12 protein-coding genes are annotated in these 15,480 nt (G+C 71.2%); 7 read left to right on the top strand and 5 right to left on the bottom strand.

Features of this window, described 5'->3' with window-relative positions; genetic code table 11:
• The first annotated feature begins 6 nt into the window (after positions 1-6).
• From pip to JUB13_RS14650, 7 genes are all read left to right on the top strand, one after another.
• On the top strand, positions 7-975 hold the full coding sequence (gene pip / locus JUB13_RS14680) for a prolyl aminopeptidase (RefSeq protein ID WP_207480158.1): 969 nt from the start codon (positions 7-9) through the stop codon (positions 973-975).
• Positions 976-1,128: 153 nt separating this feature from the next.
• Positions 1,129-1,644: a hypothetical protein gene (locus tag JUB13_RS14675; RefSeq protein ID WP_207480156.1), complete on the top strand. Its 516-nt coding sequence runs from the start codon at positions 1,129-1,131 to the stop codon at positions 1,642-1,644.
• Positions 1,645-1,834: 190 nt separating this feature from the next.
• The gene (gene rpmI, locus JUB13_RS14670; protein WP_207480154.1) at positions 1,835-2,035 is read left to right on the top strand and encodes a 50S ribosomal protein L35; all 201 of its coding nucleotides are present in this window, start codon (positions 1,835-1,837) and stop codon (positions 2,033-2,035) included.
• A gap of 16 nt (positions 2,036-2,051) precedes the next feature.
• Positions 2,052-2,417 (top strand): 50S ribosomal protein L20, encoded by a 366-nt coding sequence (gene rplT, locus JUB13_RS14665; protein ID WP_207480152.1) that lies wholly within the window; start codon positions 2,052-2,054, stop codon positions 2,415-2,417.
• 88 nt (positions 2,418-2,505) lie between these two features.
• Positions 2,506-3,582, top strand: coding sequence for a phenylalanine--tRNA ligase subunit alpha (gene pheS / locus JUB13_RS14660; RefSeq protein ID WP_207480150.1), 1,077 nt, complete (start codon positions 2,506-2,508; stop codon positions 3,580-3,582).
• A 12-nt stretch (positions 3,583-3,594) separates the two neighbouring features.
• The gene (gene pheT / locus JUB13_RS14655; RefSeq protein ID WP_207480148.1) at positions 3,595-6,000 is read left to right on the top strand and encodes a phenylalanine--tRNA ligase subunit beta; all 2,406 of its coding nucleotides are present in this window, start codon (positions 3,595-3,597) and stop codon (positions 5,998-6,000) included.
• Positions 6,001-6,392: 392 nt separating this feature from the next.
• Positions 6,393-9,866: a CheR family methyltransferase gene (locus tag JUB13_RS14650; RefSeq protein ID WP_207480146.1), complete on the top strand. Its 3,474-nt coding sequence runs from the start codon at positions 6,393-6,395 to the stop codon at positions 9,864-9,866.
• A 12-nt stretch (positions 9,867-9,878) separates the two neighbouring features.
• Here the strand turns inward: JUB13_RS14650 and JUB13_RS14645 are convergent, their stop codons facing one another.
• The 5 genes from JUB13_RS14645 to dapF all read right to left on the bottom strand — a co-directional run bounded on the left by JUB13_RS14645 (position 9,879) and on the right by dapF (position 15,347).
• Positions 9,879-10,436 (bottom strand): septation protein A, encoded by a 558-nt coding sequence (locus tag JUB13_RS14645; protein WP_207480144.1) that lies wholly within the window; start codon positions 10,434-10,436, stop codon positions 9,879-9,881.
• A 74-nt stretch (positions 10,437-10,510) separates the two neighbouring features.
• Positions 10,511-12,016: an AMP nucleosidase gene (locus JUB13_RS14640; protein ID WP_207480142.1), complete on the bottom strand. Its 1,506-nt coding sequence runs from the start codon at positions 12,014-12,016 to the stop codon at positions 10,511-10,513.
• A 9-nt stretch (positions 12,017-12,025) separates the two neighbouring features.
• Entirely contained in the window at positions 12,026-13,261 is a 1,236-nt protein-coding gene (gene ftsY, locus JUB13_RS14635) for a signal recognition particle-docking protein FtsY (protein ID WP_207480140.1), read from the bottom strand.
• Positions 13,255-14,517 carry a tRNA (N(6)-L-threonylcarbamoyladenosine(37)-C(2))-methylthiotransferase MtaB gene (gene mtaB / locus JUB13_RS14630; protein ID WP_207480138.1) on the bottom strand — a complete coding sequence of 421 codons (1,263 nt, stop codon included), beginning with the start codon at positions 14,515-14,517 and terminating at the stop codon, positions 13,255-13,257. The genes ftsY and mtaB overlap by 7 nt, the downstream gene beginning before the upstream one ends.
• Positions 14,514-15,347, bottom strand: a complete 834-nt coding sequence (gene dapF / locus JUB13_RS14625; RefSeq protein ID WP_207480136.1) for a diaminopimelate epimerase — start codon at positions 15,345-15,347, stop codon at positions 14,514-14,516. Before dapF ends, mtaB begins: the two co-directional genes overlap by 4 nt.
• Between the last annotated feature and the right edge of the window lie 133 nt (positions 15,348-15,480).

Below are 15,480 nucleotides of genomic sequence, written 5' to 3'. Positions count from 1 at the left end.
CTCTTCATGCCGCGCAGCGAGTTGTTCCCGCCGATCGATCCGTTCCAGACCGGCATGATGAAGGTCGACGACCTCCATACACTCTACTGGGAGCAGAGCGGGAACCCCAGGGGCGTCCCGGTCCTGTTCCTGCACGGCGGCCCCGGGGCGGGCGCGTCGCCGACGCACAGGCGCTTCTTCGACCCCGCCCATTACCGGATCGTCGTCCTGGACCAGCGCGGCGCCGGCCGCTCCCTGCCCCTCGGCGAGATCCGCGCGAACACCACCGAGCTGCTGGTGCGCGACCTGGAACAGCTCCGCGGGATGCTCGGCATCGAGCGCTGGCACGTCTTCGGTGGCTCCTGGGGCTCGACCCTGGCGCTCGCCTACGCCCAGGCCCATCCCGAGAGGGTGCTCGGCATGATCCTGCGCGGCATCTTCCTGATGCGGCGCTCGGAGATCGACTGGTTCCTGAACTCCATGCGGGTGATCTTCCCGGAGGCTTGGCGGCGCTTTGCGGAATTCGTCGAGCCCGAGGAGCGCTCGGACCTGCTGGAGGCCTACTGGCGGCGGCTCAACTCGCCGGATCCGGCGGTGCGCATGGCGGCGGCACGCTCGTGGAGCATCTACGAGGGCGCCTGCTCGACCCTGCTGCCGAGCCCCGAGATCGTCTCGGCATCCGGCGAGGACAACCACGCCCTGGGGCTGGCCCGGATCGAGGCGCACTATTTCCGCAACAATCTCTTCCAGCCAGAGGACAGCCTGCTCGCCGGGATCGACCGGATCCGCCACATACCCGCCGTGATCGTGCAGGGGCGCTACGACGTCGTCTGCCCGATCGTGAGCGCCGACGAGCTCCGCCGGCGCTGGCCCGAGGCCGACTACGTGGTGGTGCCGGACGCCGGCCATTCCGCCATGGAGCCCGGCATCCGCGCCGCGCTGGTTGCCGCCACCGAGCGGTTCCGGGACAGCCGCGGCCGTGGCCGCTATGCATAGGCCTCTGCCGCAGTGCGGCATCGGCGCCATACCCCAGAAATTAGAACGCCTTGCGCCTTTCATTCGAATCCAAAAAGGCCACCTTGTGCGTTAGTATGACATGAATGGTCGGTAGGGGCGCGGAAGCCCCGGTTCGAGAAGGTGGAGCGGACGGTGGCACGGTTCCTCGTGATTGCTGCGTTGGTGGCGGCGGGCCTCGCCTCGCCCGGCCTTGCGCATGCCGAGGGCAAGCCGGTCTACGTGACCGGCGGGGCCGGCTATCTCGATTTCCGGCCGAAGCAGGCGGACCCGGTGCCGACGCTGCAGCTCGACATCCTGCCGGCGCTGCGCGGGCCGGGTGCCGATATGCCCCTGCGCCCGGCGGACGAGCCGCCGCCCCTGACCGGCGCGGCCGCCCTGCAGGGTGGCCGGGCGGTCGAGCTCGGCGTGCAGATGCCCGTCGGCGAGAGCTTCACCTTCACGCCGAGCATCGCCCTCGGGCGCGGCGATACGCAGATCGAGCCCAATTCCGGCTACGAGTATCGCAGCGGCGCGACCCTGAGCTACCAGTTCCAGAACGACTGGCGGCTGGGCGCCTCGATCTACCACTACACCGACGGCCGGGCCGCCTCCGAAAGGGACGATGCCGGCGCGGTGACCTTCTCCTTCACGGTCCCGATCGGCCGCTGAGCCCGGCCTCCCGGGGGCGCCTCGCAGGGCCTCCCCGGTACCCCCGCCGCGGCCGCCGGCGCGGATTCCGCATCCTTGCGTCCGGCGGGGGCTGACGCTATAAACCCTCCCTCCAACGGGCGGCGAGGCCGGGTCACGGACCCAGGGCATGCCCAACCGCCCCGATCAACGTCTCGCGAAAGGACGGAAAATGCCCAAGATGAAGACCCACAGCGGCGCCAAGAAGCGTTTCAAGGTGACCGCCTCCGGCAAGGTGAAGGCGCAGCCCGCCTTCAAGCGTCACTGCCTCGAGCAGAAGTCCCCGAAGATGAAGCGCCAGGCGCGCGGCACCATGGTGCTGCACGAGGCCGATGCGCGCATCATCCTCAAGAACTTCCTCGTCAACGCCTGAGCCGGAGGAATAGAGCATGGCACGCGTCAAGCGCGGCGTGACGACCCACGCCCGTCACCGCAAGATCATCAAGCTGGCCAAGGGCTATCGCGGCCGCGGCAACAGCTGCTTCCGGATCGCCATCGAGAAGGTCGAGAAGGCGCTTCGCTACGCCTACCGCGACCGGCGCAACCGCAAGCGCGACTTCCGCGCCCTGTGGATCCAGCGCATCAACGCGGCGGTCCGGCTGCACGGCCTGACCTATTCCCGGTTCATGAACGGCATCAAGCGCGCCGGCATCGAGCTGGACCGCAAGGTCCTGGCCGACATCGCCGCGCGCGAGCCCGACAGCTTCAAGATCCTGGTCGACCGGGCCCAGGCCGCTCTCGCCCAGGCCGCCTGACCGTCCTCCAAGGACGGATCGCGGCGGATCAGATCAAGGGGGCCGGCCCGGCGGGCTGGCCCCCTTTTTGTTGCGCATGAGGACCCCAATGACCGAACTGGACGGGCTCAAGGACGAACTGCTGGCGCAGGTCGGCGCGGCCGGCGATCTCGCCGGGCTTGAGGAAGCCCGGCTGGCCGCCCTCGGCAAGAAGGGGCGCATCACCGGCTTCATGAAGGACCTGGGCGCCCTGTCGCCCGAGGAGCGCCGCGAGCGCGGCGCCGCGCTGAACGCAGTCAAGGACGCCGTGGCCGAGGCGATCGAGCGGCGCAAGGCCGAGCTCGGCCGGGCCGCCCTCGACGCTCGCCTTCAGGCCGAGCGCGTCGACGTCACGCTGCCGGTCCGGCCGGAGGCCGAGGGCCGGCTGCACCCGATCTCGCAGACCATGGACGAGCTCGTCGCGATTTTCGCCGAGATGGGCTTCTCGGTCGCGGAAGGGCCTGACGTCGAGGACGACTTCCACAACTTCACCGCCCTGAACTTCCCGCCGGGCCATCCCGCGCGGGAGATGCACGACACCTTCTACCTGCCGGATTCCGCCGACGGCCGGCGCATGCTGCTGCGCACGCACACCTCGCCCGTGCAGGTGCGCACCATGCTGAACCGGAAGCCGCCGATCCGCATCATCGCCCCGGGGCGCACCTACCGCTCCGACTACGACATGACGCACACGCCGATGTTCCATCAGGTCGAGGGGCTCGTGATCGACGAGACGACCCATATGGGGCACCTGAAGGGCTGCCTGATCGACTTCTGCCGCGCCTTCTTCGGCATCGACGACCTGCCCCTGCGCTTCCGGCCGAGCTTCTTCCCCTTCACCGAGCCCTCTGCCGAGGTGGATATCGGCTGCTCGCGCAAGGGTGGCGAGCTGAAGCTCGGCAATTACGGCGACTGGCTGGAGATCCTGGGCTGCGGCATGGTGCACCCCAACGTGCTCGAGGCCTGCGGCATCGACAGCACGCGCTACCAGGGCTTCGCCTTCGGCATGGGGATCGAGCGGATCGCCATGCTGAAATACGGCATCCCCGACCTGCGCACCTTCTTCGAGGCCGACCTGCGCTGGCTCAAGCACTACGGCTTCGTGCCGCTGGACGTCCCCTCGGTCGCCGCCGGCCTGACCCGGTAAGGAAGCGGAGCGATGAAGTTCACCCTGTCCTGGCTCAAGAGCCATCTCGACACCGACGCTCCGGCCGAGCGCATCGCAGAGGCGCTGACCGCGCTCGGCCTGGAGGTCGAGGAGGTCGTGGACCGCGCCCGGGCCCTGGCGCCCTTCGTGGTGGGCCACGTCGTCTCGGCCGAGAAGCACCCCAACGCCGACAAGCTGCGGGTCTGTATGGTCGACATCGGCACCTCCACGGTGCAGGTCGTCTGCGGCGCGCCCAATGCCCGCGCCGGCATGAAGGGCGTCTTCGCGCCGCCGGGCTCGGTGATCCCCGCGACCGGCACGGTGCTCGAAAAGGGCGTGATCCGCGGCGTCGAATCCGCGGGCATGCTGTGCTCCGAGCGTGAGCTCGGGCTGTCGGACGAGCACGAGGGCATCATCGACCTGCCCGGCGACCCGCCCGTGGGCGCTTCCTTCGCGACGCTCGCTGGGCTCGACGATCCGCTGATCGACGTGGCGCTGACGCCCGACCGCGCGGATTGCGCCGGGGTGCGCGGCATCGCGCGGGACCTGGCGGCCGCGGGGCTCGGCACGCTGAAGCCGCTCGCCGCCGATCCGGTGCCGGGCCGCTTCCCGAGCGCCGTGAAGGTCGCGCTGGACTTCCCCGAGGAGGCGCGGGACGCGTGCCCCGTCTTCGTCGGCAGGACGATCCGCGGCGTCCGCAACGGGCCGAGCCCGCGCTGGCTGCAGGACAGGCTGCTGGCGATCGGGCTGCGGCCGATCTCGGCGCTGGTCGACATCACCAACTTCGTCACCCACGACCTGTGCCGGCCGCTGCACGTCTTCGACGTCGACAAGCTCGCGGGCGACCTGACCGTGCGCCTCGCCCGTCCTGGCGAGACGGTGGCGGCCCTCAACGGCAAGGCCTACACGCTGCAGGGCGGCGAGACGGTGATCGCCGACGCGGCCCGCGTCCAGAGCCTCGCCGGCGTCGTGGGCGGCGAGGAGTCCGGCTGCGGCGAGGGCACCACCACCGTGTTCCTCGAGGTCGCGCTGTTCGACCCCGTCCGCACCGCCCAGACCGGCCGGCGCCACGGCATCGACAGCGACGCCCGCTACCGGTTCGAACGCGGCCTCGATCCCGCCTTCGTCGTTGCGGGGATGGAGATCGCGACCCGCATGATCCTCGACCTCTGCGGCGGCGAGGCCAGCGAGCCCGTCATCGCGGGCGCCGTGCCCGGCGGGGAGCGCCGCATCGCGCTCCGGCCGGACCGCGTGCGCACGCTGGGCGGCGTCGACGTGCCGGTTCCCGAGCAGCGTCGCATCCTGGAGGCCCTGGGCTTCCAGGTATCCGATGGGCCGGACGGCGGCCTCCTGGCCGGCGTGCCGAGTTGGCGCGCCGATGTCCACGGCGAGGCGGACCTGGTCGAGGAGGTCATGCGCGTCAAGGGGTTCGATGCGATCCCGGCCACGCCGATGGAGCGCCTGGAGACGGTCGCGCGGCCGGCGCTCGATCCCCAGCAGCGGCGCGGCGCCCTGGCGCGGCGCGCGCTTGCCGCGCGCGGCCTGCTGGAGGCCGTGACCTGGTCCTTCATGGACGGGCGCAACGCCGCGTTCTTCGGTGGCGTGCATCCAGGAATGCGCCTGCTGAACCCGATCGCCAGCGACCTGGACGTGATGCGGCCCTCGATTCTCGGCAACCTGATCCAGGCGGCCGGGCGCAACGCCGACAGGGGCTTTCCCGACGTCGGCCTCTTCGAGGTGGGGCCCGCCTTCCGCGAGCCCACGCCCGACGGCCAGGACGTGATGGCGGCCGGCCTGCGCGCCGGCGGCGCCGTGCCGCGCAACTGGCATGGCGGGGCGCGCGCGGTCGACGTCTACGACGCCAAGGCCGATGCGATGGCGGTCCTGGAGATCGCGGGCGCACCCTCGGCCAACCTGCAGGTCTCGACCGACGCGCCAGACTGGTACCATCCCGGCCGCTCGGGCTGCCTGCGGCTGGGCCCCACGGTTCTGGCGCGCTTCGGCGAGATCCATCCGGCGGTGCTCGACGGGCTCGGAGTCTCGGGGCCGGTGGTCGGCTTCGAGGTCTTCCTGGAGCGCGTGCCTCAGCCCAAGCGCAAGGCGGGGCCGGCCCGGCCGCTGCTGCGGCTGTCGCCCTTCCAGCCGATCCGGCGGGACTTCGCCTTCGTGGTCGATGCCGGCGTCGAGGCCGACCGCATCGTGCGGGCGGCCCGCGGCGCGGACAAGGCGCTGGTGGCCGACGTCTCGGTCTTCGACGTCTATCAGGGACCCGGCGTCGAGAGCGGCCGCAAGTCCGTGGCCGTGGCGGTCACGCTCCAGCCCCTCGAGAGGACACTGACCGAGCCGGAGATCGACGGAGTCGGGCAGAAGATCGTCGCGGCGGTCGCGAAGGCGACTGGGGCATCGCTGCGCGCCTGAGTTCCGTTGGGTGAGCATCCCGGCCGTGCGCTTTCGGGCCCGGATGCCGATCGGAGCGGGCGCGCTCGGCCCTTCCTGAGGCGAGCCGCGGGCGGGGGCGCGGTCCGGAGCCGGCCGCCCCTTTTTCCTGACGGGCGGCGTATGGGATCTCCTGCACCCCGATCCGAACGGCCGGACCGGCAAGCTCCGCCGTCGATCCTGGCCCTCATGCAAGCGCCGCAGGCGGCAGGAGGCCGCGGGCGGTATCCGCCGGACGGCCTCCCGCGGGATGATGGAACCCGTCCTGCCGGCCCACGTTCTTGTCCCGCTCGGGGAACAATTCTTGCCGCTATGGTTGCGGACATGGACCGTTCCTCTTGCCCGCGTCTCCGCCGCGGGGCATCGTCTGGCGCATGACCGACACAGCCGGCGCCGAGCCGCCATCGACCCAGCAGCGTCCGCAGCAACCTCGGCTCGTTGTCGGGGTCGGGGCCTCGGCCGGCTCGATCCAGGCGCTGCGCGAGTTCCTGGGCGGCATCCCGCCCGACACGGGCATCGCGCTCGTCCTGCTGCAGCATGCGGGGCCGACGGCCGGCGACCTCCTAGTCAGCGTGGTGGAGCGCATGGCGAGGCTGCCGGTGCTGGAAGCCGCCGATGGTGTCGGGATCGAGCCGGACCGTGTCTACGTGGCGCCGCCGGATTTCCTGCTGTCCATAGAGGCCGGACGGTTCCGCCTGCGGCCGCCGCGGAATCCCGGCGACCGCCGCAGCTCCATCGACGCGTTCTTCCGCTCGCTCGCGGGTTGGGCCGGTTCCCGCGCCGTCGGCATCGTGCTCTCAGGCAACGGCACCGACGGAACGCTGGGGCTGGAGGCGATCTCCAACGCCTCGGGCATGACAATGGCCCAGGATCCCGGAACGGCGGCCCACCAGGCCATGCCGGCGAGCGCGGTCGCCACCGGGGCGGCGGACCACGTCCTGGATCCTGCCGGGCTCGCGGCGGAGCTGGTGTCGTACGCCCGGCACTGGCGGCTGGCCGAGGATGGGAACGACCCCGAGGAGACGCGCTCCGAGATCGCCCATCGCATTCCGGAGATCGCGCAGGCCCTGCGCGACCGGACGGGGCACGACTTCAAGCACTACAAGACCTCGACCCTGACGCGGCGAATCCTGCGCCGCATGCAGGTCCTGCACGAGAGCGAGGTCGATGGCTACATCCACCGGCTGGTGACGGACCAGCAGGAGGCCCAGCAGCTCTTCCGCGAGCTGCTGATCGGCGTCACCGCCTTCTTCCGGGATCCCGAATCTTTCGAGGCCCTCGCCGCCAAGGCCATCGCGCCGCTGCTGGCCGGCCGCCATTCCGCCGAGGTGCGCATCTGGGTACCCGGCTGTGCCACCGGCGAGGAGGCCTACACGCTGGCCATGCTGGTGCGCGAGCAGCTCGACGGGCTGGAGAACCCGCCCTCGGTCCAGATCCTCGCCACCGACATCGACGAGCGCGCGCTGATGGTGGCCCGGCGCGGTCAGTATCCGCAGGGGATCGCCTCCCAGGTCTCGCCGGAGCGGCTCGAGCGGTTCTTCATGAAGCGCGGCCGCCGCTACCAGGTGGCGAAGGAGATCCGGGAGCTCTGCCTGTTCTCGGTCCACAACCTCGTCAGCGACCCGCCGTTCTCGCGCATGGACCTGATCTCCTGCCGGAACGTGCTGATCTATCTCGGGCCCCATCTCCAGAAGAAGCTGATCCCGGTCTTCCACTATGCGCTGCGCTCCGGGGGCTTTCTGTTCCTGGGCTCGTCCGAGACCGTGACCGGCCATGCCGAGCTCTTCCGGCCCGTGGACCTGCGCCACCGCATCTCGCAACGCAAGGAGGCGGGGATCCCGGGCTCGGAGACGCTGAAGGATTTCGGCACGGCGCGCCTCCCGCCCTGGAAGGCCGCTACGACCCCGTCGGAGCCCGACCTGGCGGCGATCGCCCAGCGGATCGTCCTGGACGAGTTCGCGCCCGAATATGCGATCGTCGCGGAGGACGGGCAGGTGGTCTTCCTGTCGCCGGGCGCCAGTCTCTACGTGCAGCCGCCCGCCGGCGCCTTCTCCAGCAACATCGTCGCCATGGCCCGCCAGGGCCTTCGGGTGGGGCTGCGCGCCGCCTTCACCGAGGCGCTGCGCTCGCGCCGCACCGTGGTGCACGACTCGCTCTCGGTGCGCAGCGAGAACGGGCTTCGGCAGATCCGCCTGACGATCCAACCCATGCCCGAGCTCGGCCATGGCGCCGGTCTCTATATGATGGTCTTCCAGGACCGCGGGCCGGCGGTGGCCGCCCGGCGCAGGTCCGAACGCATGGCCGGCGGCGATGCGGACGCGGTCATCGAGCAGCTCGAGCGCGAGCTCCTGCGGACCCGGGAGGATCTCGAGCGAACCGTCCAGGACCTGGAGGCCGCCAACGAGGAGCTGAAATCCTCGAACGAGGAGCTGCTCTCGATGAACGAGGAGCTCCAGTCCGCCAACGAGGAGCTGGAGACCTCGAAGGAGGAGGTCCAGGCGGCCAATGCCGCACTGGCCAAGGCCAACAGCGACCTGGAGAACCTCCTGCGCAGCTCGCGCATCGCCACCATCTTCCTCGACGATCTCGGGGCGATCCGAAGCTTCACCCCGGCCGCATCGGAGCTCTACAACCTGATCCCCGGCGATGTCGGCCGGCCGCTCTCGCACCTGACGCACCGTTTCCTGAACCTGCTGCCGATCCCCGCTCCGGCGGAGCTCGACGCCGCCTCGGACGCCGTCGAGCACGAGGCGCAGATCGACGACGGGCGGTGGTTCCTGCGCCGTGCGCTGCGCTACCGCACGCCGGACGGGGAGAGCGACGGGACGCTGATCACCTTCGTGGACATCACGCATCTCAAGCATGTCCAGGAGGCGCTGATCGAGAGCGAGGAACGCCTGCTGCTGGTCCTCGAGGCCGGCAACATGGGCGCCTTCGACTGGGAGCTGAAGTCCGGGGCGACCCGCTGGAACGACACCGAGTTCGCACTGATCGGCGCCGACCCGAAGGCGGACCGCGCGAGCCCGGACCTCTTCCTGGCGCGCGTGCATCCCGAGGACCGCCCGGCCTTCCAGGAGCGGCTGGAAGCCGTGATTGCCGGCACGGGCAGCCTGGACGCCGAGTTCCGCGTGATGCTGCCCGACGAGCGTGTGCGCTGGCTGGCCACCAAGGGCCGCATCCTCGCGAGCCAGCGCAGCCAGTCCAAGCACCTGATGGGCGTCAATTACGACATCACCCCGCGCAAGCAGGCCGAGGAGCGCCAGCGCCTGCTGATCGGCGAGCTGAACCATCGGGTCAAGAACTCGCTGGCCACCGTCCAGGCGATCATCCGTCACACCCTGCGCACCGCGACCTCGCCGAAGGACTTCGCCGCGGCGGTGGAAGGGCGGGTGCAGGCGCTCGCCGCGGCCCATTCGCTGCTGACGCGCACCAACTGGGATGGCGCCGACCTGGCCGAGCTGATCGCGGAGCAGACCTCGCCCCATGTTCCCGAGGCCTCGGGTGGACGCATCGCCACCAGCGGGCCGGCGGTGAGCCTGACCGCGCCCCTGGCCTTCTCGCTGGGCATGATCCTGCACGAGCTCGCGACCAATGCCGCCAAATACGGCGCCCTGTCGCGCGCCGGCGGGACGATCGACGTGTCCTGGCGCATCGTGCCCGCCGAGGCCGGGCGGGTCCTTCACCTGGAATGGACGGAGGCCGGCGGTCCCCCGGTGAGGCCGCCCGAGCGCCGCGGCTTCGGCAGCACGCTGATCGAGCGCAGCCTCCGCCACGAGGCGCGGGGCGAGGCCCGGCTGTCCTACCACCCGGACGGGCTGCGCTGCCAGATCCGGGTCGAGCTCGGCTGAGCCTGCCGCGCGCTATTCGGCGCCGGCTTCCTTCTCGGGAAGCTGGTGGCGCATGATCAGCGGCACCTGGGTGGCACTGAACAGCAGGGTCAGCGGCATGATCCCGAAGACCTTGAAGTTGACCCAGGCATCGGTGGACAGGCTGCGCCAGACCACCTCGTTCAGCACCGCGAGCAGCACGAAGAAGCAGGCCCAGCGCAGGCTCAGGCGGCGCCAGCCTTCCTCGTCCAGGCTCATCACCGTGCCCAGCAGCGGCTTCATCAGGTTGCGGCGCAGGGCCAGCCCGGTGAACAGCGCCGTCGCGAACAGCAGGTTCACGATGGTCGGCTTCAGCTTGATGAAGACCTCGTCCTCGAGCCACAGCGTCAAACCGCCGAAGACGAGGACGAAGAAGCAGCCGACCAGCGGCATGATCGGCACGCGCCGCTCCAGCCGCCACGAGATCAGCAGCGAAAGCGCGGTCGCGGCCATGAAGACGCCCGTGCCGGTCATGATTCCGGCACGGGCGTTTGCGATGAAGAAGGCGGCCAGCGGGCCACCCTCCACGAGAAGGCGGGTGAAGGGCGTCACGCCCCTAGCAATAGCGTCCCCCGCGCCGTCGCGAAAGCACGATGGCGCCCGCGATGCGATCTGGGGTGGCCTCCCTACTGGAAGGCCACCTCGGTGAAGCTGCGGAGCTTGCGGCTGTGCAGCCTTTCAAGGCCGGGCTGGCGCATCAGCTCCATGGCGAGAACGCCGATCTTCAGGTGCTGGTCAACGCGCTGGCGATAGAAGGTGTCGGCCATGCCCGGCAGCTTCAGCTCGCCGTGCAGCGGCTTGTCGGATACGCAGAGCAGGGTGCCGTAGGGCACGCGGAACCGGAAGCCGTTGGCCGCCACCGTCGCGCTCTCCATGTCGAGCGCGATGGCCCGGCTCTGGCTGAAGCGCTGGAGCGGCTCGCGGTGATCGCGCAGCTCCCAGTTCCGGTTGTCGATCGTCGCCACCGTGCCCGTGCGCATGATGCGCTTCAGCTCGTAGCCGGAGAGCCCGGTCACCTCGGCGACCGCCTGCTCGAGCGCCACCTGCACCTCGGCGAGCGGCGGCACGGGCACCCAGAGCGGCAGGTCCGCGTCCAGCACGTGGTCGTCGCGGACGTAACCGTGCGCCAGCACGTAGTCGCCGAGGTGCTGCGTGTTCCGGAGCCCCGCGCAGTGCCCGAGCATCACCCAGGCATGCGGCCGCAGCACGGCGACGTGGTCGGTGATCGTCTTGGCGTTGGACGGGCCGACGCCGATGTTCACCATGGTGATGCCGCACCCGTCGGCGCGCATCAGGTGGTAGGCCGGCATCTGCGGCATGCGCGCCGGGGCGCTGCCCTCCGCGGCGCGGTCCGACAGGTTCGCGTTCCAGGTGATCCGCCCGCCGGGTTCGGCGAAGGCCTCGTACTGGCTGCGGTAGGCCCGCAGCTCGGGGTCGTCTGTGGCGCTCATCACCTCATGGGCGAAGCGGACGAACTCGTCGATGTAGAACTGGTAGTTCGTGAACAGGATGTAGTTCTGGAAGTGGTCCGGCGACGTCGCGGAATAATGGCGCAGCCGATGCAGCGAGTAGTCCACCCGCGGCGCCGTGAACAGCGCCAGCGGCTGCGCCTGGTCGAGCCGGGCCTCGTAGGTGCCGTTGACGATGCTGTCGTCCATATGCGCGAGGTCGGGCAGGTCGAAATGCTCGCGCAGGCGGTTCAGCCGGTCGGGCGGCAGGTCGCTCTCGACGTGAATGCCCTCGGGGAAGGCGAAGTGGATCGGGATCGGCTGGTTGCTGACCCCGATCTCGATCGGGACGCCGTGGTTCCGGAGCAGCAGGCGGATCTGCTCGGCGTAGTAGCGCGCGAAGATCCCGGGGCGGGTCAGCGTGGTCGCATAGGTGCCCGGGCCCGGCACGAAGCCGAAGGAGTTCCGCGTGTCGATCCGGGTGTGGCTCTCCGTGCGGATGCGGGCGAAGGGATAGCAGGCGTGGACCCGTCCGTGGATCTCCTCGCCCGCGGCATAGCGTGCGAAGCGCTCGCGGAGATAGGCCGTATTGGCCTCGTAGATCTCCGTGATGCGCGCAAGCGCCGCGTCCGCATCATCGAACCGCTCGCCGGTCTGGGGCAGCTCCGGCGCCTGGGACGACATGGCTCCTCCTCAGCTCTCGATGCCCATCAGCGACCGGGCGAAAGCCCCGGCCTCGAAGGGCCGCAGGTCCTCGATCCCCTCGCCGACGCCGATCGCATGCACGGGCAGGCCGAACCGGTCCGCCAGCGCGACCAGAACGCCGCCGCGGGCCGAGCCGTCCAGCTTCGTCAGCACCAACCCGCCGACCTGGACCATGTCCCGGAAGACCTCGGCCTGGCTCAGGGCGTTCTGCCCCGTGGTGGCGTCTAGCACCAGCAGCGTGGTGTGGGGGGCGGTCTCGTCGATCTTCTTGACGACCCGGACGATCTTCTGCAGCTCGGCCATCAGGTTCGTCTTGTTCTGCAGGCGGCCGGCCGTGTCGACCAGCAGCACGTCCGCCGCCTCGCGCCGCGCGCGTTCCAGCGCGTCGAAGGTCAGGCCGGCCGCATCGGCCCCGGTCTCCTTGGCGATCACCGGGACGCCCGCGCGCTCGCCCCAGACCTGGAGCTGCTGGACCGCCGCCGCGCGGAAGGTGTCGCCGGCCGCGATCATCACGGACAGGCCGCGGTCGCGGTACTGCTTCGCGAGCTTGCCGATGGTTGTGGTCTTGCCGGCGCCGTTCACCCCGACCACCAGGATCACGTGCGGCTTCGTCCCGCCGAGCTCCAGCGGCTTGGCCACGGGCGCCAGCGTCTCGGCGATGCGCTCGGCGAGATAGCGGCGGACCTCGTCGGGCGAGATCTCCTTGCCGAAGCGGGTGCGCGCGAGATCGGCGGTGATGCGCGCCGCGGCGGTGGGCCCGAGATCCGCCGTGATCAGCAGCTCCTCGAGCTCCTCCAGCGCCGCTTCGTCCAGCCGCCGCTTCGTGAAGATGCCGCTGATGCCCTCGGTCAGGCGCGACGTGGACTTGGTCAGCCCCTCGCGCAGCCGGGAAAGCCAGCCGCCCCGCCGCGGCTCCTCGGCCTGGGCCGGTTCCGGCGTCGCCTCGGATGCGGGTCCAGGCGCCGGAGCGGGCTCGGGTTCCGGTGCGGGCGGGACGGCAAGCGCCACCGCCTCGACCTCGGCTTCCGCCTCCGGGGCGGTGGCCTCCGCCGGCGCCGTCGCGGGGGAGGCCTCTGCCTCGGCCTCCGCAGGGACGGCGGCGGGTTCGGTGCCGGCCGCGGGATCCGCGGCCGCCGGCTCCGTGGCCGCCGGCTCGGCGACGGTCGGCTCCGTGGCCGCGGGGGGCTGCTCCTCGGCCGGCTTGCGCTTCCAGAACCTCAGCATGCCGGCGCGTCCACCACGCGGCCGAGCAGGCGCTCGCCCTCGACGCCGACCACATCGGCGCGCACGAGGCGCCCGGGCTCGGCCGGCCGGTCCAGCACGATCTCGGCGAACTGCTCGATGCGCCCGAGCTCGGGCTTCTCGGCCAGCACCGTGGCGCTGGTTCCGACCCGGCCAGCCAGGAAGGTGGCCGCCTGGGCGGCGCCCAGCGCGCGCAGCCGCGCGGCCCTGTCCTTGCGCAGCCTGCCGTCCACCTGCGGCATGCGGGCGGCGGGCGTCCCCGGCCGCGGGCTGTAGGGGAAGACGTGGAGCCAGGTCAGCCCGGCCTCCTCGACGCAGCGCAGCGTGTTCTCGAACATCTCGTCGGTCTCGGTCGGGAAGCCCGCGATCAGGTCGGCGCCCAGCGCGATGTCCGGGCGCAGGTCCCGCGCGCGGGCGCAGACCGCCAGCGCGTCGGCGCGCAGGTGCCGCCGCTTCATGCGCTTGAGCACCATGTCGTCGCCGGCCTGCAGGCTCAGATGCAGATGCGGCATCAGCCGCGGCTCCTCGGCGATCAGGCGCCACAGGTCCTCGTCGATCTCGACGGGGTCCAGCGAGGACAGGCGCAGGCGCGGCAGCTCGGGCACCAGCGCCAGCAGGCGGCGGACCATCTGGCCCAGCGTCGGCCGGCCCGGCAGGTCCGGGCCGTAGCTCGTGATATCGACGCCGGTCAGCACGACCTCGTTGTAGCCGGCCTCCACCAGGGCACGGACCTGGCGGACGACCTCGCCGATCGGGACCGAGCGCGAGGGGCCGCGGCCGAACGGGATGATGCAGAAGGTGCAGCGGTGGTCGCAGCCTCCCTGCACTTGGACGAAGGCGCGGGCTCGGCCCTCGATGCCCTCGATCAGGTGTGCCGCCGTCTCGCGCACCGACATGATGTCGTTGACGAGCACGCGCTGCTCGGCGGCCGCGCCCCAGGTCTCGGCCCGCAGCTTCTCCTCGTTGCCGATCACGCGGTCGACCTCGGGCATGGCCGCGAACTTCTCGGGGGCGATCTGGGCCGCGCAGCCCGTCACGATGATCCGTGCGTCCGGCCGCTCGCGCCGCGCCTTGCGAATGGCCTGCCGGGCCTGGCGTTCCGCCTCGGCGGTCACCGCGCAGGTGTTGACGATCACCGCGTCGGCGAGACCGGCCTCGGTGGCGTGGCGCCGCATCACCTCGGACTCGTAGGTGTTCAGCCGGCAGCCGAAGGTGATCAGCTCGGGGCCGCCGGTCATACCGCCAGGAGCTCCGCTGCCAGCGTGCCGCGGAAGGCGAGGGCGGTCGGCCCGGCCATCAGCACGTGCCCGTCCTCGCGCCAGGTGATCTCCAGGTCACCGCCGTCCAGGCGCACCGTCGCGCGGCGCCCCGTCAAGCCCCGGCGCGCGGCCGCGACCAGCGCCGCGCAGGCGCCGGAGCCGCAGGCCCGCGTGATGCCGGCGCCGCGCTCCCAGACGCGCATGCGGATCAGCTCAGGGCCAAGGACCTGGACGATCTCGACGTTCGTGCGGTCCGGGAAGGCCGGGTGATGCTCGATTCTCGGCCCCCACGCCGCCAGGTCCACGGCATCTGCGTCCTCCACGAAGAAGACCGCGTGCGGATTGCCCATGTTGACCGCGCAGGGCGCGCTCAGCGGCCCCGCCTCGACATCCAGGCGCAGCGTGTCGGCGGGGCCGGCCAGCGGGATCTCGCGCCAATCCAGCCGTGCGGGACCCATGTCGACCTCGTAGCCTCCGCCGCCGGTCGGGCGGGCCTTCAGCAGGCCGGCGATGGTCTGGATGCCGACGGGCCCGCCGGATTCCTCCTCGGAGACCAGCGACGCGACGCAGCGGGTCGCGTTGCCGCAGGCGCCGGCCTCGCTGCCATCGGGATTGTAGATCCGCATGAACACGTCGGCGCCGGGCGTCGCGCCGGGCTCCAGCACGATCAGCTGGTCGCAGCCTACGCCGGTTCGCCGGTCGGCGACCGCGCGCACCTGGGCCGGGCTCAGGACCAGCGCGGACCGGCGGGCGTCGAGGACGACGAAGTCGTTCCCCAGCCCGTGCATCTTCAGGAAGGGTAGAGACATGATGCCGCTTATATGGCGACCCCCGGTGCCGAGTCCATGCCCGGCGCCATGCCCGATGCCGCGCCCCGGGGATGGCCTGGGGCGCGCCGAGCGGCGGTGCGCGCCCGGGACGGGCCGCGGGCGGGCGGCGCGA

The sequence above is a fragment of the Arenibaculum pallidiluteum genome (genome assembly GCF_017355985.1).
Classification (GTDB): Bacteria; Pseudomonadota; Alphaproteobacteria; order Azospirillales; family Azospirillaceae; genus Arenibaculum; species Arenibaculum pallidiluteum.
This window is presented reverse-complemented; position numbering and strand designations above follow the sequence as displayed.